Source organism: Picosynechococcus sp. NKBG15041c (assembly GCF_055380235.1).
Genome location: NZ_AP040363.1, coordinates 2045270 through 2069718, shown reverse-complemented (window position 1 = coordinate 2069718; position 24449 = coordinate 2045270). Strand labels below are relative to the sequence as shown.

Below are 24449 nucleotides of genomic sequence, written 5' to 3'. Positions count from 1 at the left end.
AAGGTCAGATCTCAATAAAGCTGGTGGGGGCGATCCCAGTTGCCTAGCCACGGAATTGAGCGATGGAAAATTTGACCCTTCGCTTTATACGCGCAAGGTCTTAGAGGCGCGTTGGTAATCCCATTAGATATGTCAGCGACGCCCGAACCAACTGCGCCAACGGCCTTGGCTTTGGGAAGAGTTTTGGGGGCGATCGCCTCGACGTTTTTCGGCCATGTGTTGGGCCAGTTCTGCCCGCTGCTCAGGGGTCAACACTTCACGGATGTCGAGCATTTGCTGAAAATGGAGATCCGCTAATTCTCGGCGCACCTGGGTCAAGACACGGTGCTGGGCTTCAAGCTCAGTGCGACTGCTATTGTCATTGAGGAGAAGAGCCCGCATTGTGCTTTGTTCTTGTCGCATCACCCCATACTGCGCTCCCATTTCACTGCGATAATTGTCGCGAATAGCCTGAATTTGTTGCCGTTGATTGGCATCGAGGTCGAGTTTATCGGTTAGGTCCCTTGGCCGTTCTCCCGTGGAACCCATGGCAATTTGAGCGGCCTGTAGTCGGTAGGGATGTTGGCCGATGTCAGCATCGGCGATCGTCATTTCTCCCACAAAAGAGCAAGCTACCGCAGTCGCCAATAAAATATGATTTCTCAACATCGTTGATAATCTCCAAAATTTGCACAGAACAACAAGGAATGATGATTTTTTAGGGCTGGGAGTTTACGACAAAGTCTACATATCCCTGGGAAAGTTCATCCTCGTGGTAGAGGTGTTCACCGATAGATCTGGACCAACTCTCTTCTATGAAGTTGTCGAGATTCTGGTCGGCGATCGCCTGGGGTTGAATAAGCGCGGCCGTCGGTAAAGTCTGGTCAGATATCGTCGCTAAATTTTGGGAAAACTGGCGATGACCTATGGCCATTAGAAATCCCGCAACAGCCACAGCTGACAGCCACCATACCTCCTTCATCTTTTTTGGGTGAGATGGCTGCTTTGCCAGAGCGAACTGTTCCTGTTCTATTTTCTCCAGGAGATCTTCGGTGTGATCTAGGGGAGGCGGTGGCCCCCAGGGCTCATGGTCTTTCAAAAAGCGGATTAATTGGTCATGGTCACGGCGTTTCATAAGCTGACTCCTTGGGCTTCTAGGAACTGACGGAGCGATCGCCTGCCATGGTGAAGACGCGACTTGACCGTCCCCATGGGAATGCAGAGGATTTCTGCGACCTCTTTTTGGGATAAATCCTTGAGGTCATGGAGCACCACCACAGCCCGCTGTTCTAAACTCAAAGACTGCAACCCTCGCTGCACCAAATCCTGATAATGGATCTGACTCAACTCCTCTGGTCGGGCGTCTAATCGCAGACCCAGGTGGGCTTCCAAACCATCAATTAATTTCATCTGCTTTGCAAAACGTCGCCGCTGGTCTGTCGCCACGTTCCAAGTGATGCGGTAGAGCCAGGTCGCAAAATAGTCTGGATTTTTTAGACGGGGCAGCCCTTGCCAAGCCTTCAGAAAAACTTCCTGAACGAGGTCATCTAGAAGAGTCACCCCACAAAGCTGATACACCGTGGAACGCACTTTCTGATGATAACGCTGGTACAACAGGCGAAAGCTTTGGCGATCGCGTTGGCCTCGCAAATTTCCCCCTTTTCCTTGGCAAAGGCAGACCAATTCTCGATCCGAAATGGCTGCAGGCTGCTCAATCGCTTGATCGGGCATTTCCCTCTCCAGTTATCGCACCTCTTTTTAGACGGGAGTATTTGCCCAAAGGTTCAACGGTTACCCAAAAAATTCTGCACCAATTTCAGTAAAGGTCTTGTCAAATCCCAAAAGCTATGGCTATAATGTTAAACCGTTGGAAGACAACGTTCGTTTCTCCCAATCCTCAGTAGCTCAGCGGTAGAGCGGTCGACTGTTAATCGATTGGTCGCAAGTTCGAATCTTGCCTGGGGAGTACAAAAAGAAAAGGTCTAATCACAAACTGGCGACGATACAGAGAAGGCATTGTCGGTTTACAGCTGAAGACAGGTGATCACCTGTATAGGCAAGGCAAAGTTGAGCGAAGCACTCTGGCACCGCATTTGCCGTAATTCCAACTCGGAACCCAATTGTGTTCATCGGCAAGTTATTAATTTCTGTTCAGCTAGGTTATTAATGCCGGATCTGAAGGGAAAGGGTAGGCTAATAAAAGGCCTCTGAATCCCCCCTGGCAAAATGACCTCTAACTCACCATCCCAAGCTAAAAAATCGCTGTTTACGAACCTAACTGAAAAGCTACGTAATCTGCCGAAGCCGCAAACCGAAGAATCTGTGCTTCTGAGGATATTGGTGCAGCTATTGGTCATCGTAGGAATCATCGCCACAGATGTGGCAGCCGCTGGCAATATGATTTGGTTCGGGTTGCCAATCAGTGTTTTGGCGGTGCCTCTCAGCATTTTGGGCGGGATTTGGAGCTGGCAAAATCGTCAAAAACCAAACGTGGGGGCAAAGTTTCTCATCGCCATCGGCATGTTGGGGATGTTGTTATTGTTTTTTCAAAATCTCGTCATTGCTCTGAATGATACACGTTTAGTGCTGGCGGAACTGTTGATTCAGCTCCAGATTCTCCATAGTTTTGACTTGCCCCGCCGGAAGGATTTGGGCTATTCGATGGTCATTGGTCTGATTCTGCTGGGGGTCGCGGGTACGGTTTCCCAAACCCTGACCTTCGCGCCTTGGTTGGTTTTATTTTTGGCGATCGCCTTACCTGTCCTGATGCTGGACTACCGCTCTCGACTGGGTTTAGAGGGCTTAGAAACATTACTGTGGCCCAGGCGATCATCTTCCCGGAAGCGTCAGGAAAATATCTGGCAATATTCTCCCCTTTCCCCAAAGCGTCTCGGTATTATCCTCAGTATCACTTTGGTCCTAGGGATGGGCTTATTTTTAGCGATGCCCCGTTTTCCCGGCTATCAGCTTAGTTCCTTGCCCGTAGGTCTACCAACAGACACCCCCGAAAATGAACGCTTTAGCCCCACTAATCGCACCCTATTTAATCCAGGCTACGAAAGTCCTACTGGGGAAGAAGGGGACGCCACTTTTGGGGATAGCACAGGTACAGGTCAAGGGAGCGGCAGTAGTCCCACTGAAGGGGCGGGGGAAATTGATAAAACCCAATACTACGGCTTCAATAACATCGTTAACCAAAATCTCCGGGGAGAAATGGAAAGGCGATTGGTGATGCGGGTGCGCTCCCAAGCACCTGGTTTTTGGCGGGTGATGTCCTTTGACAAATATACGGGCCAGGGCTGGGAAGTAACCAATGGTGACGATCTGCGGATCACGGAGCGCTCCCGTTGGGCTGGGCGATTTTTTCTCACTCCTTTTATGCCCAATGGAATAGAAAAAAAGCGCATTATTCAGAGCTATACGGCGACCATGTCCCTGCCGAATATCGTCCCAGCGATGCAATATCCCCTGGAACTTTATTTTCCGACGGCAGAAATTGGCCAAGACCCAGAAGGTAATTTGCGATCGCCCCTAGGTCTATTGGAAGGCTTGACCTATACTGCTATTTCCCAAGTACCCTATCGTGATCGTACGGCCCTTGCCGCTGCGGGGAGCGACTATCCAGAAATAATCCGCCGTAAGTATTTAGAAATTCCCCCAGAGATTGAAGCCGATGTCCGGGCCGTTGCCGAAGATATTTTGTCCCGCTCGAACAGTCCGATTACTTCTCCCTACGAAAAAGCCTTGTTTTTGGCCCAGGGTTTAAAACAGCGTTTCCCCCAGCCCCAGGAGATTCCTTTTTTTGAGGAAGGCGAAGACCTCGTCGAGGCGTTTCTGTTTAAGCACCAGGGGGGCTATCCAGATCACTACGCCACGGTGCTGACGGTAATGTTACGTTCCCTCGGCATTCCGGCACGATTTGTCACGGGGTTTGGCCAAGGGGATTTCAATCCCTTTACTGGCTATTATTTGGTGCACAATACCGATGCTCATGCCCTGACAGAAGCCTATTTCCCTGGACAAGGCTGGTTTGCCTTCGATCCGCGCCCAGGACAGGAAGTTGTCCCCCCCTCTTTTGAGGAAAGTGGGACGTTTGGGGTACTGCGCTGGTTCTGGGACTGGGTGGCTAGTTGGGTCCCATCACCGATCGCTGCCTTTCTCGAGGGGCTCTGGTTCACCATCCTTAAGGCTCTTGGTTCTCTTATTGCCCGGGTGTGGAGCTTTGTGTCCGGTGGTCTGGTGGGAGCGATTATCGGGGCGATCGCCTTAGGGGTGGCAAGCATGGGGGGCTGGTTTATCTTTAAGCAAATCCGTCAATGGTACCAACGACAGCAATTTGCGCGTCTCCCCATCATGGAGCAGCTCTATCAACAAATGCTAGCCCTATTGCAAAATAAAGGTCACAAAAAACAACGCAGTCAAACCCCCTGGGAATTTCTGCGGGGTATCCAAGGCCAATATCGCCCAGAAGCCCAGGCAATCTTGGCCGAGTTAACGGATGCCTATGTGGGTTGGCGTTATGGCAACCAAGCTGCCAATACAGACTATCTGCGGGAACAACTCCGTCACTTACAACGGTCTTTGTCCCGGGGGTCATTCAAAACGGAGAGGGGGGGATTCGAACCCCCGACTGAGTCGCCCCAGTAACGGTTTTCGAGACCGCCGCATTCAACCACTCTGCCACCTCTCCAGGGAGCCAGACTATTCTAAACACAATCAGGGGGATTGGCTAGTCCCCCCAGGCTTGAAAAATTAAAGGGCAGCAATTTTAGAAAGATATTGCGATCGCCAATGGATGTGTTGTTCTGCTTGTTTGGCAAGACTCTGAAGATGCGCCCGCTCACGGCTTGAAAGTTGTTTTGGTCTGTCATCAATCACACAAAGAGTTCCGAGGCAATGACCATCCTTTGTCTGGAGGGGCATCCCCGCATAGAAACGAATATTTGGCGCGCCGAGCACCAGAGGATTATCCCAAAAACGTGGGTCTTGGCTGGCATCACACACTTCAAACAGAGTCCTATCGTGGATGGCATGGGCGCAAAAAGAAGACATGCGCGGCGTTTCTTCGACGGCAAGGCCATAGCTAGATTTAAACCATTGGCGATCGCGATCAACCAAAGAAATAAGGGCAATCTTGGTCTGACAAAGACGGGCCGCTAGTCGCGTGATGAAATCAAAAGCCGCCTCCGGGGGCGTATCCAGAAGACAGGCATCATAGAGGGCTTCAAGGCGGTGTTCTTCGTTGAGAAGCGGCGGCGGAAAAATCATAAAATTCATAGACGATCGCCGACGATCATTGATATTGGTACTCTAGTGGACATCCCTTCATTATATCACCTGTGATTTAGAGTCATCGGGAGATTTAAAACGGTGATAAACCCCACGAATCACCCCTATGACACTTCGAACCTAATCCCCGACAAAGAACCTACAAAAATAGCTTGACTGGCCGGCACAAACCAGATGCCACCTGGTATACGATAGATTTCTCTCTATCACATGACCATGGATATCACAATCTTATTGCGATTGAAATCATGTGATTCTGTTCTGAAAATTAAGGAGCAATTGATGTATTTTTTCTCTTGTTTATACAACCTTTAAAAATAACCAGAAAGAACTTGGCTTTCTGAAAATGTAATTTGAAAATTTTCTAAGGAAAGGATTAAAAATCAATGAAGATCATTCGTTTCCCGAGTCATCACTGGCATTAGACTGAGGGATGGCGATCGCCTCAGAGGGAGGAATTTTTTCACGCAGAATCAGTGCCTGAATTACATCATGGACGACAGGCGCTGCTACAGTCCCCCCAAAAGAATTAGGCTCTGTGGGTTCATCAGCCGCCGCAAGAATCACGTAACGAGGCTCATCCACCGGAAAAATACTGACGAAGCTTGTGATATAGGAGCCTGGGATATAGCGACCATTTTGAGCTTTCTGGGCAGTGCCAGTTTTACCCCCAATGCGATAACCCGCAATTTTCGACTTTTCGCCACTTCCGTCGGTGACCACCGTTTCCATCATTTCAAGTACTGTCTGCGCTGTTTCTGGAGAAAAAATCTGATTATCAGCTTCAGGTTCTGCTTGGGTCGGCAGTTGTTGGGGGTTGCGCGGAATCACAGCCTTGGGCGTGACATTCTGAGCTTGACCTTGGCTATCAAATAATCCCCGAACCAAGTGGGGACGAACCAAAGTCCCACCATTGGCAAAAGCTCCATGGAGCTGCACTAGTTTTATGGGGGTGAGTGTAAACCCTTGACCAAAGGAGTTAACTGCGGCCTCAACGGGACTACTCGTAAATTTTTCGCGACTTTTGATGCTCCCGGCTACTTCTCCTGGCAAATCAATACCAGTCAGTTCGGTGAGTTTGAGGCTCTGGAGGCGGTCATAATAATCGTTCTGAGGGAGATTTTGCATCAAGCGAATCATGCCCACATTACTCGAAACCCTCAGGACATGGGCGACATCAATTAAACCATTCCCTGCTCCGTTATAGTTTTTCATTCGGTGGGGACCGACTTGGATTGTCCCAGTGTCATTAACAACGGTACTAGGGCTAATGACACCAGCGTCGAGGGCAAGGGCAATGTTAATCGGCTTAAAGGTAGAACCAGGTTCATAGAGATCGGCCACCGCCCAATTTTTAAAGACATCGTAATTCTCTGGGGTGACCTGGGCGTAGTTATTGGGGTCATAGCTAGGCTCCGTCACGAGGCTGAGAATCTCACCATTGCGGGCATCCATGACGATCACAATGCCTCGTTTGGCTTTGTAGGCGGCCATTTGTTTTTGCATTGCATTGCGAGCCGCTTCTTGGAGGGGAAGATCGAGGGACAGTTGTAGTTCCCAATCGTCATATTTCATCGCTTCTGCTTGCAGATCACCCGGCAGGATAGCACCCCGGGCATTACGTCGCAGGGCGAGAGATATGGGCTCTCGCTGGATTTGACTTTCTTGGGACAATTCAATGCCTGCTTGACCAATGTGCTCATCTGCTTGAACGTAGCCTGTAATTTCGGCAGCGGCACTGCCTTGGGGGTAAAAGCGGCCATAGCGTTCGATGAGTTCTAGGCCATCAATGCGGAGGCGGCGGATTTCGTCAACTTTGGCTTGGTCGAGGCTAGGACGCAGGAGGATGCCGCTTCTTTGTTGGCGCAGTTGGCTTTCGAGATCGTCGGGGGTAATATCACCCAGAACTGGCGCGAGGTAATGGGCGACGGCTTTGGGCAGATCAGTGGGAGCGATCGCCTCAGGTAAATTTTCTTCTAGCTCTTTTGGCAGGCGAAAGCCGATGGGATGGGCATAGAGGGTATAAGCAATGCGATCAAGGGCGAGAATATTGTTATTGCGATCGACGATTGTCCGTCGGGGAATGTAGGGTCGCAGGGTAACTTGGTGCTGAGACTGGGCGATCGCCCCGAGGCGTTCATAATCAACGACCTGGAGATAGACAAGCCGACTTGTCAAACCCAGCAGCCCTAACAGAAATACCCCCAGAATAACCAGCAGACGAAGCCGCAGTACATGGGGGGTTGGAGGCTGAGCTAAGAGCGCCTTTTTCTTGCGCTGGTACAATTGTCGCCGTTGCTGATGGGAACGGGAAGAAGGCATGGTCATGGGTTTGACCTGGGGGGAATAGGGGCGAATCTGCTCAACACTCTACCAAGAAACGAATTCAAGGTTGTGCTGTAAAAATAGTTTCAATAACCGATGGGCGATTGTTCTCTGGGAGAGACTGTTGCTTCGGTGGGGACAGGGGGAAGAGAGACTTGATCCGGGGCTGGAATGTATAAATTGTGGGCTGGGGTCGGGTCCACAAGCTCGGTGCTCGGCTGTGCAGCTTGTTGTCGAAAATATTCTCCGAGACTGGCACTGGTCACCACAAGGCGAGCTTCACGGTCTTGAAGTTGAAGCAGATGCTGAAAAGATTCACTCCAGCCCTTTTGGTTATAGGCTTTCCCTGCGTAGAGACCCATTGCTGTGGTCACACTGGCGATCGCCAGCCATTGGGTCATTTGTTTACTAAGCCGGAGCATACGAATGCTGAGGGGAATGAGGTCGGTGTCTGGGGGAGATGGTAGTGGTTGCACCGTGGGGCGCACCACCGCCAAGGGTCGGGGTTTCTGTGGGCGTGGCGGCGAAACCTGCCAAGGTCGAGGGGCAACTGCCATATTTTTGTCCTACTGCCTCACACAAAAGCTGTTGTCACTATGGGTTATTGTAGTCGTGCCTTGGAAGATTTTCCCGTATTTTTTTGATTTTTATTTCTTTTTGATCAAAAGCAATATTGATGTACTTTCTTTCTTGAAAATCAGCCTAAGGATGATGGGAATAGTCAATTTTTTTAGGGATGATTTTTATGACTTTAATGGGTTGAAAAAGATTTTTAGGCATTAATAACCAGGGGCGATCGCCTCACTTAAACCGTTTGCATTTATCCTGAATGGAGGCGGGTTTGCCAAGTGATGGCTTGGGTATGGATGGCATCTAATTCTTCTTTGTCCATACGTTCTAGACTTTTGAGGATCAGGTTCATCCGGCCCTGGCGTCGCAGCTGCACCTGGTGGCGGTCAAGAAAGTGCCAGTAGAAAGTATTAAATGGACAGGCTGTTTCGCCGTGGCGATCGCCTTTGTCATAGCGACAGTTTTTGCAATAATCGCTCATTTTATTGACGTAGTTCGCCGAAGCAGCGTAGGGCTTGCTGGCGAGGATGCCGCCATCCGCGAACTGGCCCATCCCAATTACATTGGTTTGCATGACCCAGTCGTAGGCATCGATGAAGGCGGCATGGAACCAGGCTTCCAATTCCTGGGGGTTCACCCCGAGGATCAAAGCAAAATTACTCAGAATCATTAGCCGCTGGATGTGGTGGGCATAGCCTGTTTGCTCGACTTGCTGCAACACCTGTTTAAGGCAGTTGAGATCGGTTTTGCGGCTGTCCCAATAGAAATCGGGGAGGGGCTGCTGGTGGTTAAAGTAATTTTTTTCAGGATAATCGGCGTCGACATAGTGATAAAGGCCGTGGAGATATTCGCGCCAACCGAGGATTTGCCGGATAAAGCCTTCTAGATTATTCAGGGCGATCGCCTTTTGTTCCCGCACCGCTTCCGCTTTTTTAATCAGCTCCCAGGGATGGAGAAGGCCCAAATTGAGATAGGGGGAAATCAACGCATGCCAGAGTGTATATTCTCCCGTGACCATTGCATCCTGAAAGGTGCCGAATTTTTCTAAACCTGTGGCGAGGAATTGTTCAAACACCTGGAGGGCCTGGGTACGAGTCACCGCCCAGTGGAAGGGTTCGAGTTGGCCATAGCCTTGGATTTTTAGATCCTGAATTCGGGCAATTACCGCCTGGGTGGTTTCATCCGGCGCGAAGGTGAGGGGCTTGGGGGGATGGAAATCTTTTTTTGGTGGTTTGCGATTGTCTTTGTCAAAATTCCACTGGCCGCCCAGGGGCTGCTGCTGGTCATCGAGGAGGATATTAAAGCGTCTACGGCCTGCCCGATAAAAATCTTCGAGCACCAAACGTTTGCGCCCCGTCGCCCAGGTTTGGAATTCTTCCCGCGTCCAGAGGAAATGGTTATTGGGGATCAGCTTCAGAGGACAAGGTAAATCCAGACTTGTTAAAAAAGCTTCAAAAGGGCGATCGCTGGGCTGCATCACCCACAGTTCTGTGATTTCCTCGGCGGCGATCCAGTCTGTTAAGGCAGCGTGAAAGTTTGGGGCGATCGCATAATGGACAGGCCAGCCTACTTCCTTCAGTTCTTGGGCAAAATGGCGCATCGCCGACCACACCAGCACCAGCTTTTGGTAATGGTAGGGCCGTTGCTGGGCATAGTCCACCGCTTCAATTAACAGAACGGGTGTGTTTGTTTTTTGTGTTTCCCGTTGCTGGAGGGCGGCTTGTCCGGCCCACAGTTGATCCCCCAGTACCCAAATCCCGACCGTCATTACATTGCCCCGAAAAAATGCTGTTGGAGAGTGTAACACAGGCTTTTTTAGGCTGCCGGGCATTAAGTTTCCGTGAACTTGTTAGCGATCGCCCGAAAAAGCTTTTAACGTAGAAGAGAAGCATTTACCACAGGTATTTTTCTATGTCCGGCGAAGAACTTTTAACCCTCGCAACTCTCCTCAGTCCCGGTTTAGCGCTGTCTTTTATCGTGATGATCTGCTTCGCCAAGGGTGGCTAACTATGGCTGTCTTTTGCTGTGGCTTTGATCAAAATCTCCTGGAGCAGCGGCGAAAGATCTTTGTTGAGGCGGCCCACCCGGATAAATTCGGCATAGGTATCGGCCTCAATATCGAGCAAGGTATCCCGCAATTGCTTCATGTCTAGTTCCCGCAATTGGGGATGCTTGGCTTTGAGTTTGGTGATTTTTTCCTCGATACTCTCCAGTTCCGACTCCACTAAATCCCGCTCGTAGCGATAAAATTCCTCATCGACATCGGCGGCAAGGTTCAGTTGGTCGAGATAGGCGAGAACCCTTTTGAGGGCGACACGCCGGGCGAGATATTCAGAATATTCCTGGCGAATTGGCTGGTCACCGATGAGATCGAGTTTTTCGAGCAACCATTGGGTTGTCAATCCCTGCACCAATAGGGTGAACAGCACGACCCCAAAGATGATGTTAATAATTTCTTGGCGATCGCCTAAAATTACCGGCACACTGAGGGCCACGGCGATCGATACCGATCCCCGCAACCCGCCCCACCAGAGAACAGTTTGTTCCGCCAAACTCAGGGGCTCTTTTTCACTAAAACGATTGGAAATCCAACTGAGACCATAGACAGAAATGGCACGGGTGACGAGCACAGCGGCGATCGCCACAAAGATCCCATCCAGACTTTTGCCGAGGGTCCTGAAATTCACCTGGTCGCCGATGAGCAGAAAAACAATAGAATTGACGAAAAACGCGAGAAATTCCCAAAATTCAGACACTACCAGGCGAGTTCGGGGATTCATGCCGATATTCGAGCCAAAGTTCCCTAAAATCATTCCCACAGTAACCACCGCAATCACTCCAGACCCCCCTAGCTCCTCCGTCAGCAGATAAGTACCATAGGCAGAGACCAGGGTTAGAGACTGCTCCACCAGGGGAATATCAAAGCGCTGGGTCAAAAAAGAAATCCCAAAGCCAATCAGGGCTCCCAAGCCAACCCCGATCCCCACAAAGATCAAGAATGTCGAAACGGTTGTTGTCACAGAAAAAGCCTGAGTCCCCAGGGGAATGCCCACTAGCAGCAGAAAGGCGACCACGGCAACCCCATCGTTAAACAGACTTTCCCCTTCCATCACCATAGTGAGCTTCTTACTCGCGCCCAATTCCCGGAACAGCGCCACCACCGACACTGGATCCGTTGCGGAAAGAGCTGCCCCTGCCAACAGCGCTGAGCTCAGGGCCAAATTTGTCCATTGACTCAAGGCAAAACCAATCCCCAAAATGGCGATCGCCACTCCCACCAGGGCAAAAAGGGCGATGGGTAGCCATTGCTTTTGCAGTTCTCGCCAGCGGACATTCCAGGCCGCTTCAAACAGGAGCGGTGGCAAAAAAATCTCAAGGATCAGTTCTGGGGAAAGGTTGACCAAGCGCACATCAATAAACGCTAAACCCAGGCCAACAATCACCAGCAGCAGGGTATAGGGGATCTGCCTGAGCCAGCTAAAGATCCGCGAAAAAGTTGCCACTGTCAGGGAAATCGACAAGACCAGAACAAATTGTTGTAAGTTCGTGGCGATCGCCGCCTCTCCGAGTTCCGCAAGAAAAATCATTGTCAATTGTCAAAGTATTAGGGACTTAATTTTTCTCCATGCTAACAAGAACAATCCAATACAATAAAAATATTTAAAGAGCTTAAATAGTCACAAAAACGAACCACAAAAATATTCTTGAATGCCTATTTGTTTATTTTTAGTTAAATTTTTCTATGCCAACAACTCTATTTTTCAGTTAACAAAATTCTCTCTCCAGTTTTTGCGAACTTAACCGATATCAATAGCCATCGAGCTGACATGGCAGTTGGTGAGTAATACATTTAAAACATACTTGCATCTTTATAGTTACAAAATGTTGATTTTTTTAAAAATCATGAATCACCCAGAGATCTTATATGTAAAATGCCCTTTGTAATGCCAAAGAAAAGGTAAAGTCCATGGACAAAGGGTTATTCGAAGAGTTTAAAGATTATTACATCAACGCTTGGCTAAATTATACAAATTTTAGTGGCCGCACTCGTCGGAAAGAATTCTGGTACGTTTTTATTGTCAATCTGGCAATTTCTTTCGCTCTTAGTGTTCTAGAACAGACATTCCTCGGAGCCCTTGCTAGTTTACTGAGTATTGTCTACAGCCTTGCTTTTCTCTTACCTGGTATCGCCTTAGGAATCAGGAGATTGCATGATACTGGCCGGAGTGGTTGGTGGCTATTGATTAGCTTGGTTCCGATTATTGGCGCAATTGTTTTAATTGTCTTTTTTGCGTCTCCCAGTGTATCTGGTCAAAATCAGTATAATGCTGACACCACTGCTTAATTTTTAAAGTTAAAACAAGAAAAACACCCAAGCTTATTATTAGCAGTGGGTGTTTTTTTATGGGGGGTTATGCGGCATTTAGCGGCTTAGCTGGGAACAACGAGGTTGTCTAGACCTTTGACAACTTTTGCAGAAATAATCTTGTCTGCTTTAGTCAATGCCTCGAGAGCGTCTTTACCATCGACAGTGTAACCAAAGACAGAATAGCGACCATCCATCAGGTTAAATCCGGGAGGGGCAAGCTCATTGTCAAACTTGAAGAAGAACACTTGAGAAGATCCTCCATTCGCATCATCAGCAGGCCGCGCTAAGGCTAAAGCACCGTAGGCGTTAAAAGGCAAGTTAAGATCTGCTAGGTAAATGCCGAGGTCTTCGAGGGTCGCGCCGTAGGTGGCTTCATTGTCACCTGCCAACATGATCTCCATGGGAATTGCTCGGTATTGCTTTGTTTTCGGATCGATAAAACCTTGTTCTGGCCCTTCTGGATCACCCGTTTGCAGAATAAAGAGATCTTCAGCCCGCACAAAAGGCAGTCCATCATAAAAGCCCCGTTGCACCAGATCAACAAAGTTACCGGCGTTGATTGGTGCGTTGTAACCATCCACAACCACGGTGATGTCGCCCTGGGTGGTTTTTAGTTCAACGGTAGCGCGGCCTAACAGCCGAGGCAGATTGGCATATTCCTCAGGAATGGTCGTGGGATATTCAGCGATCATGGCTTCTTCGATCGCCCCGACTTTATTGAGAATTTCCCGGCGTTTTGTCCAGATGGTCTCACGATCTTTAGTGGCGATCGCCTCTTTCATGACCGCGACATCCTGTTCTATCTCACTCAGGAGAGTCTGGGCCTGTTCTTTGAAACTAGGAACCACATCTTCGAGGATGGCATCTTGACTAATGGAAAGAACGCGGCTGGCTTTTTTGGCACTGGCGGCAATGGGTCCCCAACGCTTCGCCCGCAGATCCTTCGACATAAATTCCATGCTGTCCTGGAGATTACGGATCTGCTGGTTATCAATGGGCAGGGCATAGCGCAAGATTGCTTCTGGGTCAGTAATCGCGTCCCCTTGGGCCAAGGAAGCCAGGGTAAAACTTGCTTGGGGTAACGCCCAGGCCGCTTGGGTCACGCCGAAACAAAGGGCGATCGCCAAAGCCGTCGAGAGGCAGTAGTTAAAAAATTTGGTCATGACGGAGGGAAATGAGTTCGTTGTGAGAGTGTATTTTGAAAAGGCAGATATAGACAGCTCCCCTGTCATATTCAGTGTTTCTCTCTGGGCTTGTCAACAAAACCTCATGACTCTTTAGATTGTTGCCACAACAAACCCTCCTAGGCTAACCTAGGAGGGTTGTTTTCTCTTCTTACGAGCCTGGAGAGATTCGAACTCCCGACCTGCTGATCCGTAGTCAGCTGCTCTAATCCGCTGAGCTACAGACCCACGCAGAAGAGATTTGTTGTTTGACCAACAGTCATCTAATCTAACAGACGTTTTGGATCAATGCAAGAGTTTTCTGAAAAAAAAGTTTCTCTGCCGCCCCTGAGCCACCTCAATGCCCATGGGGAAGCCCAGATGGTCGATGTTTCTGGTAAAGCGATCACCAAACGCGAGGCGATCGCCACGGGGATAATTACCATGACCCTCGAATGCTTTACCGCGATCCAAGCGGGTGATGCCCCCAAGGGAGATGTTTTAGGCACAGCCCGCATTGCCGGGATTATGGCCGCGAAACAAACCGCAAATTTGATCCCCATGTGTCACCCTTTGCCGATTAAAAAAGTGACGGTGAATTTTATCGCCGATGCCCTATTACCTGGTTATCGCATTGAGGCGAGCGTGACGACAAAATCAGAAACAGGGGTCGAAATGGAAGCTTTAACCGCTGTGTCTGTGGCGGCCCTGACCCTCTATGACATGGCGAAAGCAATGGATAAAGGGATGACAATTTCTGAGATTCAACTGCTGAAAAAAACTGGCGGCAAATCCGGCGATTACACCAGGCAAGCCTGAGGAAAATCCTTGTGATAGGATCACCTGTGTTCCGTCTATATCATTCGTAAAACCTATGCCTCGCAGCTGGCCGCGCAAACCTGACCGTAAAACTGATCCTGAGTTCCGTCGCGCCGAAGACCGGATGAATTTTATCGTTCATGTGATGGTCTACCTCGCGATCAACTCCCCTATTTGGTTTACGACTTTGATTCAAACGACGGTGGAACGGCCCTGGGTAAAACCCTTTAGTTTGATTTGGCTCGGTATTTTGGGGCTGCACCTGCTCTACATTACGGCGATCGCCGACTATTCGGAGGCTTCTAATGGCTAGCACAATTCAAATTGAAAAACTGGCCGCCGAGATTGGCGAGAATATCTACATTGATGTGTCCGGCTGGCATTTGTATCTGGCCGATGCCCGGCTACATACGGCTGTGGCTGAGAAAATTTTTCCGGCGATCGAAGACCGCGCCGTGGACGAAGCAACCGTTACAGAAGTTTTGCGATCGCTCCAAGTGCCCCTCGGTGGGACACAGGTTTTTGTGTCCCTGGCCCAGTTGATTCCCGCTGCCGTTCAAGGGGATCTCATTAAGCTCCTCGAAGATTATCAAGACAATTTCTGAAGCGGGACGAGTGATGGCAGAAACCATGCTGTTAGAAAATGCGGCGGCAACCCAGGCGTTGGGCATAAAGCTGGGGGAACGTCTGCCGGAAAATACCGTGATTTTGCTCAAAGGAGATCTCGGCGCGGGGAAAACAACCCTCACCCAGGGCATCGGTCTAGGCTTAGGGATCAGCGAGGCGATCGCCAGCCCCACTTTCACCCTGGTGAATGAGTACCATACTGGACGGATTCCCCTCTATCACCTTGATCTGTACCGCCTGGAACCGGAACAAGTTGATCGCCTCTACCCCGAAACCTATTGGGAAGGGGAAGATTATCCCCCCGGGCTCACGGTGATTGAATGGTCTGAGCGGCTCCCTTACCTACCTGAACGCTATTTTCAAATTGCCCTGTGCCATACAAATGATGATCAACGGCAGGCAATCATATCAGCGGTCAATCTAGAACTCGACCCTATCTTTGGCTGATTTTTCGATAAATTTGAAGGACAAACCACTACTGGGGAAACACCATGGAATTTCTTGCCCTCTTGATGTCTGGTCTGTTGGTAGGCCTTTCGCCGTTCAGTTTCATCTTAGAGCAGGTGAGCGGTAGACAAATCAGCCAACGGCTCCAGGATGCAGAAAGCTTTGAGGTGCGCGTCGATAATATCCCCAGTCATCAGTTTATCGGCGGCAAAATTGACCGAGTCCAGATTGCCAGTCGGGGCGTTGAATTGGTTCCCGGCCTACGCTTGGCAGTGCTTGAACTAGAAACCGATGCCCTGAACTTAGATCTAGCACAACTCCGCAGTGGTCAGCCTGGCCCTAATGTGCTTCGAGAACCCCTACAAACTGGAATGCGCTTTGTGCTCACAGAAGCAGATGTGAATGAAGCCTTGCGATCGCCCCGGGTGAAAACACTGCTACAACCGGTGATTAACCGCCTACTCACCGCCCCAGGGAGCACTAGACCCGAACGTTTCCAGCTCGAAACTGCGACCCTCGATTTCCTAGGAAATAACCGTTTTCAGTTTATGGGCGACATTTCCCGCATTGATGCAGCCACCGGGGAAACTGAGCAATCGACCCTCCGCCTTGCCTTCACCCTAGGGCTTGCCTCTGGGAGCCAGTTTCAATGGCAAGACCTTGAAGGCAGCATCGACGACCAGCCTCTACCACCGCCCCTCCTCAGTGGCTTTGCCCAGGCGTTCAGCCAGCGCTTCAACTTACGCATTTTTCAGAATCGTGGTTTAACGGCTCGTTTTCTACAACTTGATGCTGATAGCCAAGAACTCCAGGGAGCGATGTTTATTCGCTTTACGCCTCCAGAGCCTGCATCATAAAAAAATCTAATCTCTCCACCCAAGGATTTAAAAGTCTTTTTCTGGCTTAGGTATAGCAAAAAGATTATGATAGCTTTTGATTTGATAGTAAATAATCAATGTTCGCCCGGGTATCATAATGGGTATAGATCAAAACTGGATCGCTTTTTTAATCACGGCTGATGTAATGGCCTTTTTACTGCTGTGGGCACTACGGACTGTTTTAATGCCTGAAGAAAAAGAACTGTAAAGCAAACATTGAAAAAAGTGCTTGACCCTGGAGACAACAGAGATTAAATCCTTAGGAATAATGAATTAAAGTCTGATTTTGCTCGTTTCAGAAACCAGACTAAAACCGCAAGAGTACATTACTTTGAAAGCTCTATTTCTAAATGTATTCATCTTTATTTTTCTTTTGGCGATCGACAGTTTTAAAGAGGCCACAAGCTTTGAACTTAGAAGAAAAATAATGCCTTCTCAATGTTGCGTTAAACCCGCGTTAACCTTGCGGTTTTAGTATTCACCCGTCTGGAAAACATTGCAATCACGCACAAATATCGTTTTCAGGATTTTCAGAAACTTTTTTTCTTGAGGCAAAATGGTACCGTTGAAATTTTTCTCCCGTCGTAAAACCCTTGCAACTGCAGCACTTCTCTCCCTGAGTATTTCGGCTTGTGGTGGAACAGGAACCGTTGGCGATGATGGCGCTCCTGTAACTTCTGGTAGTGGGAGCACAATCTCTATCAGTGGTGCTGGTGCGAGTTTTCCCGCCCCTCTGTTTCAGCGTTGGTTCGACACATACAATCGTGAGGTTGATTCCAATGTGCAGGTTAGCTATCAGTCTGTTGGTAGTGGTGCAGGTCTAGAGCAGTACATCAACGGTACAGTTGACTTTGGGGCCAGTGAAGCGCCCATCACTGAATCTGAAGACCGGATGGCTTCTTTTAGAGCGGCTTATCCTGGCACAGAGCCCCTTCAAATACCTGTGGTTGGGGGCTATGTAATTTTTGCCTACAACCTCCCCGGTGTAGATGCGGAGCTGAGATTTTCTCGGGAAACCTATTGCGGTATCGTCAATGGTGACATCACCAACTGGAACGATGCAGCGATCGCCGCTGATAATGATGGTGTAGAGCTGCCCGACCTACCCATCACTTGGGTTCACCGCTCCGATGGTTCCGGCACGACATTTGTCTTTACGAACCATATTCAGACTGTTTGTGACCAATGGACGGCTGGCACTGGTACAACTGTAGAATGGCCCGTCGGGATCGGTGGTCAAGGGAATGAAGGGGTTGCTGCTGGGATTCAGCAAAATGAAGGGGCGATCGGTTATATTTCTTATGCCTTCGCTGAATTAAATGATATTCCTGTAGCGCGCATCGAAAACGCGGCCGGAAACTATCCGGATCCCCTCCCAGCCAATGCTGCTCTCGCCTTTGAAGGGGAAGAAATTCCTGAAGATTTCGAGCTCCTCGTTCCCGATCCTCAGAACCCTGATGCTTACCCAATTGTTGGTTTGACATGGGCCATGGTTTATCGCAACTATCCTGATGCAGCGAAGTGGGAAGCGCTCAAGAGTACTATCGAGTGGACTCTAGGGCCTGATGGTCGAGCAATCACCGAAGAACTATATTATGTTCCTATGCCTGATTCTTTGGTTGAACGAATCCAAGAAGCTTTGGATAGTGTAACGACTAACCCTAGCTAACCGCAGAAACATAGTGATACGGAGGGCGACGGCTTGACCTAATCGCCCTCTACGTGGATCTATAGACCTAAACTGATGCAATACTTGATTTTTTAAAAAGTTATGGCGATCGCTAAAGAGACTTCTGGATTTCAGCGCAGTCCAAGTCTAGACAAAAAAACGACCCCAGCCCGGGTAATCGACATCGGGTTTTGGGGCCTAACTCTCACTTTGGCCATTGCCGCAGGTTCGGTATTGTTCTGGGTAATTCTTCAAACCGGAGCATCCAGTACCCAAGCAATACAATTGTTTGGCCTTGGTTTTTTGTTTAATAGCACTTGGAACCCCATTGAAGACGTCTATGGTGTCCTCCCCCAGATTTATGGCACTTTGATCACTTCGGCGATCGCCCTCATCATTGCAGTTCCCGTCGGAGTTGGGGTGGCTATCTTCCTGACTGAAGATTTTGTGCCCCGCTACATCACCACCCCCATTGCCTTTGCCATTGAGCTGATTGTGGCGATTCCCAGTGTGGTCTTAGGGATTTGGGGGATTTTTGTCCTTGTACCTTTCCTCCGTCCCTTCTTCCAGTTTTTAAATCAATATCTTGGCTGGATTCCCTTTTTTGGGGGCAGTTCCCCGAGGGGAAACAACCTGATGATCGTGGGTCTGGTGCTCGCAGTGATGATTGTGCCGATCATCATTTCCATTACCCGCAGTACCTTTGAAGTGCTTCCTCCCTATCTCCGCAATGGCGCCCTAGCCTTGGGAATGACCCGTTGGGAAACTATTCTGAGGGTATTGATTCCCGCTGGTCTATCGGGGATTGTTAGTTCTGTGATGCTTGCCCTTGGTCGGGCCATGGGCGAAACCATGGTGGCCGCAATGCTAGTGGGTAACGCCAACCGGATTGATATCTCGATTTTGCAGCCAGGATCAACGATTACAGCATTGATCGCCTCCCAGTTCGGAGAAGCAGGCCGTCTCCAGGTCTCGGCACTGATGTACGCTGGGCTCGTGCTGATGGTTCTTTCTTTGGTGGTGAACATCTTTGCAGAACTGATTATTCGTCGTTTCCAAAACGTTGAACGCTAGGTTGATTTACTTCTAATTACCATCATGGATACTTTCGATAACCATTCAGCTCCGGTATTTCTCCAAGAGTCAGACCTCTCAAAGAGTGCAATTCCTCTCTACCGTCGGGCTCTGTCCGTCCTTCTGACTGGTTTGGTGATTGCCTTTACCGCCTCGGTATTGATTCCTTTAGCCGCAGTGGTTTACAGCGTCTCAAAAAAGGGGATCAACCAACTCAAATTTCCGACCGTTTTCACAGAGCTCCCACCACCGCCAGGGCTCACTGAAGGGGGATTTGGTCATGCGATCATTGGCACCTTGATGACCCTGAGTGTGGCGACGGTGATTGCCGTGCCTTTTGGGGTGCTGGCAGCGATTTACCTGGCAGAATTCGGGAAAGGAACGAAGATCGCCCAAATTGTGAAATTTTCCTGTAACGTCCTCACCGGGGTGCCCGCGATTCTCTGTGGCCTATTTGCCTACTCCATTGTTGTGTTGCCGATGCGGAGCTTCTCTGCGTTTTCGGGGGGGGTTGCGACTGGGGTGTTGATGTTACCCATCATCGTCCGGGCTGCTGAGGAAGCTTTATTGCTCGTGCCCAGTGAAATGCGCCAGGCTTCAATTGGGATTGGGGCGACTCGCTTTCAGACGATTACACAAATTGTCATCCCTACGGCAATGCCTGCTTTAACCACGGGGATTGTTTTGGCTTTGGGGCGCGCAGCAGGAGAGGCAGCGCCGCTATTGTTTACGGCTTTTAATAATAATTTCTGGTCTAATGATCTGTTTCAGCCCGTAGCAACCTTACCGGTTTTGATTTATTTTTTCTCGATCATTCCCTACAAGGCTTCCCAGGATTTGGCTTGGGCAGCGGCGATGATGTTGGTCTTTATTGTGTTGATTTTTAGTATTGCGGCGCGTTTCTTTAGTCGGCAAAAAGTTGTTTAGTTTTTCCTTGGCTAAATATTTGGTGGCGATCGCCAAGCGACAGAAACACTAAAAATCTTCCTTGGAACTTATCCCTTCTAGCCCCGTTACTACAACACTCACCATCATGATTGACACCCTCGTAAAGACTCAACCTGTTTTTGAAGTCAATAATCTCTCGGTTTATTACAACAACACCGTCGCGTTGCGGGATGTCACCCTTGATGTCCCGGCCAATAAAATCACTGCCTTTATCGGGCCTTCGGGTTGTGGCAAAAGCACCCTACTCCGTTGTTTCAACCGCACCAATGATCTCATTCGCGGTGCTAAGGTAACGGGGAAATTACATTATCGGGGGGTTGATCTCCATGGTGCAACCATTGAACCAGTGGCGGTGCGGCGAAAAATCGGCATGGTCTTTCAGCAGCCCAACCCTTTCCCGAAGACAATCTATGACAATATTGCCTTTGCGGTGCGGACAAATTACCCGAAGGCTGACCTCGATGAAGTGGTTGAAACTGCCCTACGTCAAGCAGCGCTCTGGGATGAAGTGAAAGATAAGCTTAATAAAAGTGGGATGTCTCTGTCAGGAGGGCAACAGCAGCGCCTCTGTATCGCCCGGGCGATCGCCCTCAAGCCCGATGTCATTTTGATGGACGAACCCTGTTCCGCCCTAGATCCGATCGCCACCCTCAAGATTGAGGAGTTGATGATGGATCTCAAGCAGAATTACACCATTGTGATCGTCACCCACAACATGCAACAGGCTTCTCGCGTATCCGACTACACAGCCTTTTTTAACGCCGAAGCCCTGAGCGGTGGTCGCCGCGTCGGTTATCTCGTAGAAATGGACGAAACCCAAACGATCTTTACGACGCCCAACGATGAACTGACCCTCAGCTATGTCAGCGGTCAATTTGGCTAAAAAATCGAAAAAGTCTGCAATACTGGTATCCGGTCAATTGTCACAGGAAAAAAATTATGGCAGGTAGTGAAGTTAAAGCCGACTATTGGATTAATGAGTACATTACACCCTGGGATATCTACAGCCACGGGATCACCAAGATTTTGGCCTATAAACAAACCCAATTTCAAGAAATGGCGATCGTCGAAAGTGGTGCCTATGGCAAAGCCCTAGTGCTTGATGGCAAATGGCAATCCTGTACCGGAGACGAATTTCTCTACCATGAACCTCTCGTTCACCCGGCCATGATCGCCCACGGCGCCCCGAAAAAGGTCTTAATTCTTGGTGCTGGAGAAGGGGCCACCGTGCGAGAAGTATTGCGCTGGCAGTCCGTTGAAAAAGTGATGATGGTGGATATCGACGGCGAAGTTGTTGAAGCCTGCAAAGAGTATCTCCCGGAGATGCACCAGGGGGTCTTTGATGATCCGCGTTTAGACCTACGCATTGAAGATGCCTTCAAAATTTTAGAAACCACTACCGAAAAGTGGGATGTAATTATTTCTGACCTGTCGGATCCCATTGAGGAAGGACCCTCGTTTAAGCTCTTCACTAAGGAGTATTTCCAGCAACTTAAGGATGTGCTCGCTCCCGGTGGCATTGTTGCTGTTCAGGCAGGCCCCACCGCACCGGCGAATTTACGGCTCCATGCGCGACTGGTGAATACCCTTAAGGCGGTTTACGCCAACGTTTCTTCCTACTCGACGCCCATTTCCAGCTATGGCTCCCCCTGGGGTTTTGCGATCTGCACCGATGGCGATCTGAATCTACGGCCCGACCCGGAAGCCGTGGATCAACTGTTGGCTGAGCAAACCACTGGTGGCTTTAAGATTATCGATGGTTTAACCCTATTGGGGATGTTGCAAACCTTCCGGCACATTCGTGAGGCGATCGCCACCCATACCGAAGTCTTTACCCTAGCAGAACCGCCAAAATTCTTCGGGAAAGGCCACAAAGCCCAGTAGTTGACGTTTCCCTGCCTAAAAGCGGGGTCTTCCTGATTCACTGCTTAGGCTAGAAAAAATTTTACTGATTGCGCCCCCCTTTTCTTCTCTCCAGAGACGAATTAGAGGGGTCTTTTTCTTGAGGGGGATTTCCGGGTGGCGCGGGCCATGAGTCCAGCCAAAACCACGAGGAACAAAATTCCCCATAGACCACCGAGGGGATTACCATCAATGCCAGTCAACCAGGGGGATACCCCCTCCTTGTATTGAATTAATCCCCCCACATTAAAAATGTAGTAGCCCCACACAAGCCCGCCATGGATGCCGATTGGTTTGCCTAAACGTCCAGAGCGCGATCGCTTGGCCCAGACCAAAGTTAAACCCAGTAGCGTCAACCCAGGGAATACTGGCAGAGTCCGGAGCATCTCGGGTAAAGGCTTCAGGAAATGGAGAGCAGCGAAGAGCAGCGCACTCCCCCAGAGGGAGGCTTGCGGGCCATAGTCCCGGTCGAATTCATCATAAATCCAGCCCCGAAAAACCAACTCCTCCGCCAGGGCAACCCCCAAGCCACTGAGGGCTCCTTCGATGACGATGCGGGTGAGCGCGGTGGTCGGCGGGATGAGATCAATAAATCCTAGGCGATCTTCAAAAATCAGCAGTGCCCAGGTGAAGCCCAAGCCATAGGCCAAGCCGATGATTAAATCAACGGCATTTGGGGGCTGCCAAATCAGGCCAAACCGCCGCAAAGGTTTCATCTCGCCGTGGACTCGTTTAACCCAAAAAGGAAGATAAAGCAGAAATTCGGCAAAAAGCAGCCCCATAGTCAGGATAGTGGTCAGATTTTCATCGGCGCGGAAAATAAAGTATAACGGGGCCGCTAGGGGGAGCCAAAGAACTGCCAGACTGATGAAAAAAAGGCCCAGCCGTAGGGGAGCTGGGGAAATTTTGCAGAGATGCCAAAATTGTTTCAAAGGATATCTACCACCAAAAATGCTTGCACTGATCTACGGGGAAGCGATCGCCAGCTATTCGTCGGGCTCAATGGTGCTGGTGAGGCCATGCATTTTTAAAGTTTCGCAGTAGAACTCTGCATGTTCCTGAACGCAGGTGATCACTAGGGCGAGGCCGTTGGTATGGGCTTCCATCATGATACTGACCGCCTGGGGTTGGGTCAGGCCAGCCACCGTTTGCATCAAGGTCTGGACCACATGTTCCATAGAGTTGAAATCGTCATTGTGGAGCAAAACACGGTAGCGGGGAGCCGGTTTACGGATAGTCGACGTAGAACGTTGTTCGATCACACCGGTGGACATGATGAATAAACCTCCTGGGCACTATTGGGATTTGAGGGAAAAGATAGGTTTTTACCGTCTCGGCAACTGTTGAGGTTTTGCCATGGTAAACGATGTCACAATCAAAAACCGTCGCTTAGGTTATAGCATAGATTGCTCAAAAAGCTAACCGCGTCCTTGCATCAGAAACTCCTAGGGGGAAAACGATACAATGGCAAAAGTTAATATTTATTTACAAAACAAGCCCCAATGAGTGCTATTGTTTCCCCCAATGTCGTTACAGAAAATCCTCCGAGTCAGTTTTGGGCTTGGCGTGGCTACGATATTCACTATGTTCAGGCAGGCAATAGCCAAGGGAAGCCGCCTTTATTGCTTGTTCATGGTTTTGGGGCTTCTACAGACCACTGGCGCAAAAATATTACGGTCCTCCAAAACGAATTTTCAGTGTGGGCGATCGATTTGCTCGGCTTTGGGCGATCGCCTAAAGCCCCCATTGTCTACAGCGGGGCACTGTGGCGGGATCAGCTGCGGGACTTTATCAACGAAGTGATTGGCGAACCCGTGGTGCTGGCGGGGAATTCTCTGGGGGGTTATGCATCTCTCTGTGCGGCGGCCCAATGTCCAGCGGTGGCGAAAGGTTTGATTCTGCTCAATAGTGCCGGCCCCTTTAGTGACCCAGTCAAAGCCCAACCTTCCCCCTTGAAAAAAGCGTTTCGCAAGGTGCTGTTTAGCCCCCTTTCGATTCAATTGATTTTCCAATACACCAAAAGGCGATCGACCATCCGCAAAACCCTGCAAAAGGTTTATGTGAACCAGGATGCTGTCACCGAACGCCTCATCGACGAAATTCAGCGCCCTTCCAATGATCCGGGGGCAGCCAAGGTTTTCGCCGCTGTTTTCAACACCCCAGAAGGAGCCAAAGTCGATCATCTCCTGGAAGACCTAGACCGACCGTTACTGATGATTTGGGGTGAAAAAGATCCCTGGATTCGGGCCCGGGAACGGGGGGCAAAATTCAAACAGCACTACCCAAACCTCACCGAATATTACCTAGCGTCAGGGCATTGTCCCCACGACGACACACCGGAGCTGGTGAATCCTTTAATCCGTGACTGGGTAAACCAAACTTTTTAGCGT

The 24449-nt window shown here is 49.6% G+C and carries 24 protein-coding genes and 3 tRNA genes; 14 read left to right on the top strand and 13 right to left on the bottom strand.

The window, feature by feature from the left end:
* Window positions 1-132: 132 nt before the first annotated feature.
* Genes ACZ45B_RS09945 through ACZ45B_RS09935 form a run of 3 tightly spaced genes read right to left on the bottom strand, consistent with a single transcriptional unit; the run spans window position 133 to window position 1710 of the window.
* Window positions 133-648 (bottom strand): Spy/CpxP family protein refolding chaperone, encoded by a 516-nt coding sequence (locus tag ACZ45B_RS09945; protein ID WP_024546448.1) that lies wholly within the window; start codon window positions 646-648, stop codon window positions 133-135.
* A 49-nt stretch (window positions 649-697) separates the two neighbouring features.
* Window positions 698-1114 (bottom strand): hypothetical protein, encoded by a 417-nt coding sequence (locus tag ACZ45B_RS09940; protein WP_024546447.1) that lies wholly within the window; start codon window positions 1112-1114, stop codon window positions 698-700.
* Window positions 1111-1710, bottom strand: coding sequence for a sigma-70 family RNA polymerase sigma factor (locus tag ACZ45B_RS09935; RefSeq protein ID WP_024546446.1), 600 nt, complete (start codon window positions 1708-1710; stop codon window positions 1111-1113). Before ACZ45B_RS09935 ends, ACZ45B_RS09940 begins: the two co-directional genes overlap by 4 nt.
* A gap of 163 nt (window positions 1711-1873) precedes the next feature.
* Here ACZ45B_RS09935 and ACZ45B_RS09930 point away from each other — a divergent pair.
* Together ACZ45B_RS09930 and ACZ45B_RS09925 are read left to right on the top strand one after the other, a co-directional pair.
* Window positions 1874-1945, top strand: a tRNA-Asn gene (locus ACZ45B_RS09930).
* A 260-nt stretch (window positions 1946-2205) separates the two neighbouring features.
* A complete protein-coding gene (locus ACZ45B_RS09925) occupies window positions 2206-4626 on the top strand; it encodes a transglutaminase TgpA family protein (RefSeq protein WP_051352956.1) in 2421 nt (806 codons plus the stop codon).
* On the opposite strand, the gene ACZ45B_RS09920 is transcribed toward ACZ45B_RS09925, so the two are convergent.
* The 6 genes from ACZ45B_RS09920 to ACZ45B_RS09895 form a co-directional block, all read right to left on the bottom strand.
* Window positions 4583-4669, bottom strand: a tRNA-Ser gene (locus tag ACZ45B_RS09920). The two genes, ACZ45B_RS09925 and ACZ45B_RS09920, sit on opposite strands and share 44 nt — an antisense overlap.
* A gap of 62 nt (window positions 4670-4731) precedes the next feature.
* Complete coding sequence (locus ACZ45B_RS09915; protein WP_051352955.1) at window positions 4732-5256, bottom strand: GAF domain-containing protein; 525 nt, start codon at window positions 5254-5256, stop codon at window positions 4732-4734.
* Between the two features lie 405 nt (window positions 5257-5661).
* The gene (locus ACZ45B_RS09910; protein WP_024546442.1) at window positions 5662-7596 is read right to left on the bottom strand and encodes a peptidoglycan D,D-transpeptidase FtsI family protein; all 1935 of its coding nucleotides are present in this window, start codon (window positions 7594-7596) and stop codon (window positions 5662-5664) included.
* A gap of 83 nt (window positions 7597-7679) precedes the next feature.
* On the bottom strand, window positions 7680-8150 hold the full coding sequence (locus tag ACZ45B_RS09905; protein WP_024546441.1) for a hypothetical protein: 471 nt from the start codon (window positions 8148-8150) through the stop codon (window positions 7680-7682).
* Window positions 8151-8413: 263 nt separating this feature from the next.
* Entirely contained in the window at window positions 8414-9931 is a 1518-nt protein-coding gene (locus ACZ45B_RS09900) for a cryptochrome/photolyase family protein (RefSeq protein ID WP_024546440.1), read from the bottom strand.
* 235 nt (window positions 9932-10166) lie between these two features.
* Window positions 10167-11750, bottom strand: coding sequence for a Na+/H+ antiporter (locus tag ACZ45B_RS09895; protein ID WP_024546439.1), 1584 nt, complete (start codon window positions 11748-11750; stop codon window positions 10167-10169).
* A gap of 380 nt (window positions 11751-12130) precedes the next feature.
* Here ACZ45B_RS09895 and ACZ45B_RS09890 point away from each other — a divergent pair, with 380 nt between their 5' ends.
* Complete coding sequence (locus ACZ45B_RS09890; RefSeq protein ID WP_024546438.1) at window positions 12131-12508, top strand: DUF805 domain-containing protein; 378 nt, start codon at window positions 12131-12133, stop codon at window positions 12506-12508.
* 86 nt (window positions 12509-12594) lie between these two features.
* On the opposite strand, the gene ACZ45B_RS09885 is transcribed toward ACZ45B_RS09890, so the two are convergent.
* Both ACZ45B_RS09885 and ACZ45B_RS09880 read right to left on the bottom strand, forming a co-directional pair.
* Window positions 12595-13695 carry a peptidylprolyl isomerase gene (locus tag ACZ45B_RS09885; RefSeq protein ID WP_024546437.1) on the bottom strand — a complete coding sequence of 367 codons (1101 nt, stop codon included), beginning with the start codon at window positions 13693-13695 and terminating at the stop codon, window positions 12595-12597.
* Between the two features lie 175 nt (window positions 13696-13870).
* Window positions 13871-13944: transfer RNA gene (locus tag ACZ45B_RS09880), tRNA-Arg, on the bottom strand.
* A 60-nt stretch (window positions 13945-14004) separates the two neighbouring features.
* Between ACZ45B_RS09880 and moaC the strand changes: the two genes are divergently transcribed.
* From moaC to ACZ45B_RS09830, 10 genes are all read left to right on the top strand, one after another.
* Complete coding sequence (moaC, locus tag ACZ45B_RS09875) at window positions 14005-14514, top strand: cyclic pyranopterin monophosphate synthase MoaC (RefSeq protein WP_024546436.1); 510 nt, start codon at window positions 14005-14007, stop codon at window positions 14512-14514.
* Window positions 14515-14569: 55 nt separating this feature from the next.
* On the top strand, window positions 14570-14827 hold the full coding sequence (locus ACZ45B_RS09870; protein ID WP_024546435.1) for a 2TM domain-containing protein: 258 nt from the start codon (window positions 14570-14572) through the stop codon (window positions 14825-14827).
* Entirely contained in the window at window positions 14820-15119 is a 300-nt protein-coding gene (locus ACZ45B_RS09865) for a DUF3181 family protein (RefSeq protein ID WP_024546434.1), read from the top strand. The genes ACZ45B_RS09870 and ACZ45B_RS09865 overlap by 8 nt, the downstream gene beginning before the upstream one ends.
* A gap of 13 nt (window positions 15120-15132) precedes the next feature.
* Window positions 15133-15588: a tRNA (adenosine(37)-N6)-threonylcarbamoyltransferase complex ATPase subunit type 1 TsaE gene (gene tsaE, locus ACZ45B_RS09860; protein ID WP_024546433.1), complete on the top strand. Its 456-nt coding sequence runs from the start codon at window positions 15133-15135 to the stop codon at window positions 15586-15588.
* A 44-nt stretch (window positions 15589-15632) separates the two neighbouring features.
* Window positions 15633-16445 carry an LmeA family phospholipid-binding protein gene (locus tag ACZ45B_RS09855; protein WP_024546432.1) on the top strand — a complete coding sequence of 271 codons (813 nt, stop codon included), beginning with the start codon at window positions 15633-15635 and terminating at the stop codon, window positions 16443-16445.
* Window positions 16446-17022: 577 nt separating this feature from the next.
* Entirely contained in the window at window positions 17023-18135 is a 1113-nt protein-coding gene (pstS, locus tag ACZ45B_RS09850) for a phosphate ABC transporter substrate-binding protein PstS (protein ID WP_024546431.1), read from the top strand.
* A gap of 102 nt (window positions 18136-18237) precedes the next feature.
* Window positions 18238-19209 carry a phosphate ABC transporter permease subunit PstC gene (pstC, locus tag ACZ45B_RS09845; protein ID WP_024546430.1) on the top strand — a complete coding sequence of 324 codons (972 nt, stop codon included), beginning with the start codon at window positions 18238-18240 and terminating at the stop codon, window positions 19207-19209.
* 24 nt (window positions 19210-19233) lie between these two features.
* Window positions 19234-20136: a phosphate ABC transporter permease PstA gene (gene pstA, locus ACZ45B_RS09840; protein WP_024546429.1), complete on the top strand. Its 903-nt coding sequence runs from the start codon at window positions 19234-19236 to the stop codon at window positions 20134-20136.
* Between the two features lie 106 nt (window positions 20137-20242).
* Window positions 20243-21040 carry a phosphate ABC transporter ATP-binding protein PstB gene (gene pstB, locus ACZ45B_RS09835; RefSeq protein ID WP_024546428.1) on the top strand — a complete coding sequence of 266 codons (798 nt, stop codon included), beginning with the start codon at window positions 20243-20245 and terminating at the stop codon, window positions 21038-21040.
* A 56-nt stretch (window positions 21041-21096) separates the two neighbouring features.
* Entirely contained in the window at window positions 21097-22041 is a 945-nt protein-coding gene (locus ACZ45B_RS09830) for a spermine/spermidine synthase domain-containing protein (RefSeq protein WP_024546427.1), read from the top strand.
* Between the two features lie 101 nt (window positions 22042-22142).
* Here the strand turns inward: ACZ45B_RS09830 and ACZ45B_RS09825 are convergent, their stop codons facing one another.
* The gene (locus ACZ45B_RS09825; protein ID WP_024546426.1) at window positions 22143-22991 is read right to left on the bottom strand and encodes a type II CAAX endopeptidase family protein; all 849 of its coding nucleotides are present in this window, start codon (window positions 22989-22991) and stop codon (window positions 22143-22145) included.
* A gap of 54 nt (window positions 22992-23045) precedes the next feature.
* Window positions 23046-23333 carry an ATP-dependent Clp protease adapter ClpS gene (clpS, locus tag ACZ45B_RS09820; RefSeq protein ID WP_024546425.1) on the bottom strand — a complete coding sequence of 96 codons (288 nt, stop codon included), beginning with the start codon at window positions 23331-23333 and terminating at the stop codon, window positions 23046-23048.
* A gap of 228 nt (window positions 23334-23561) precedes the next feature.
* Here clpS and ACZ45B_RS09815 point away from each other — a divergent pair, with 228 nt between their 5' ends.
* Entirely contained in the window at window positions 23562-24446 is an 885-nt protein-coding gene (locus ACZ45B_RS09815; protein WP_024546424.1) for an alpha/beta fold hydrolase, read from the top strand.
* The last annotated feature ends 3 nt before the right edge of the window (window positions 24447-24449 follow it).

Excerpts from the sequence above, each read along its gene's own strand:
- moaC (WP_024546436.1), top strand. The coding sequence starts at position 14,005 with ATGCAAGAGTTTTCTGAAAAAAAAGTTTCTCTGCCGCCCCTGAGCCAC.
- ACZ45B_RS09890 (WP_024546438.1), top strand. The coding sequence starts at position 12,131 with ATGGACAAAGGGTTATTCGAAGAGTTTAAAGATTATTACATCAACGCT.
- ACZ45B_RS09910 (WP_024546442.1), bottom strand. The coding sequence starts at position 7,596 with ATGACCATGCCTTCTTCCCGTTCCCATCAGCAACGGCGACAATTGTAC.
- ACZ45B_RS09855 (WP_024546432.1), top strand. The coding sequence starts at position 15,633 with ATGGAATTTCTTGCCCTCTTGATGTCTGGTCTGTTGGTAGGCCTTTCG.
- ACZ45B_RS09935 (WP_024546446.1), bottom strand. The coding sequence starts at position 1,710 with ATGCCCGATCAAGCGATTGAGCAGCCTGCAGCCATTTCGGATCGAGAA.
- ACZ45B_RS09895 (WP_024546439.1), bottom strand. The coding sequence starts at position 11,750 with ATGATTTTTCTTGCGGAACTCGGAGAGGCGGCGATCGCCACGAACTTA.
- ACZ45B_RS09830 (WP_024546427.1), top strand. The coding sequence starts at position 21,097 with ATGGCAGGTAGTGAAGTTAAAGCCGACTATTGGATTAATGAGTACATT.
- ACZ45B_RS09865 (WP_024546434.1), top strand. The coding sequence starts at position 14,820 with ATGGCTAGCACAATTCAAATTGAAAAACTGGCCGCCGAGATTGGCGAG.
- pstS (WP_024546431.1), top strand. The coding sequence starts at position 17,023 with ATGGTACCGTTGAAATTTTTCTCCCGTCGTAAAACCCTTGCAACTGCA.
- ACZ45B_RS09940 (WP_024546447.1), bottom strand. The coding sequence starts at position 1,114 with ATGAAACGCCGTGACCATGACCAATTAATCCGCTTTTTGAAAGACCAT.
- pstC (WP_024546430.1), top strand. The coding sequence starts at position 18,238 with ATGGCGATCGCTAAAGAGACTTCTGGATTTCAGCGCAGTCCAAGTCTA.
- ACZ45B_RS09870 (WP_024546435.1), top strand. The coding sequence starts at position 14,570 with ATGCCTCGCAGCTGGCCGCGCAAACCTGACCGTAAAACTGATCCTGAG.
- tsaE (WP_024546433.1), top strand. The coding sequence starts at position 15,133 with ATGGCAGAAACCATGCTGTTAGAAAATGCGGCGGCAACCCAGGCGTTG.
- ACZ45B_RS09945 (WP_024546448.1), bottom strand. The coding sequence starts at position 648 with ATGTTGAGAAATCATATTTTATTGGCGACTGCGGTAGCTTGCTCTTTT.
- ACZ45B_RS09925 (WP_051352956.1), top strand. The coding sequence starts at position 2,206 with ATGACCTCTAACTCACCATCCCAAGCTAAAAAATCGCTGTTTACGAAC.
- clpS (WP_024546425.1), bottom strand. The coding sequence starts at position 23,333 with ATGTCCACCGGTGTGATCGAACAACGTTCTACGTCGACTATCCGTAAA.
- ACZ45B_RS09900 (WP_024546440.1), bottom strand. The coding sequence starts at position 9,931 with ATGACGGTCGGGATTTGGGTACTGGGGGATCAACTGTGGGCCGGACAA.
- pstB (WP_024546428.1), top strand. The coding sequence starts at position 20,243 with ATGATTGACACCCTCGTAAAGACTCAACCTGTTTTTGAAGTCAATAAT.
- pstA (WP_024546429.1), top strand. The coding sequence starts at position 19,234 with ATGGATACTTTCGATAACCATTCAGCTCCGGTATTTCTCCAAGAGTCA.
- ACZ45B_RS09815 (WP_024546424.1), top strand. The coding sequence starts at position 23,562 with ATGAGTGCTATTGTTTCCCCCAATGTCGTTACAGAAAATCCTCCGAGT.
- ACZ45B_RS09885 (WP_024546437.1), bottom strand. The coding sequence starts at position 13,695 with ATGACCAAATTTTTTAACTACTGCCTCTCGACGGCTTTGGCGATCGCC.
- ACZ45B_RS09915 (WP_051352955.1), bottom strand. The coding sequence starts at position 5,256 with ATGAATTTTATGATTTTTCCGCCGCCGCTTCTCAACGAAGAACACCGC.
- ACZ45B_RS09905 (WP_024546441.1), bottom strand. The coding sequence starts at position 8,150 with ATGGCAGTTGCCCCTCGACCTTGGCAGGTTTCGCCGCCACGCCCACAG.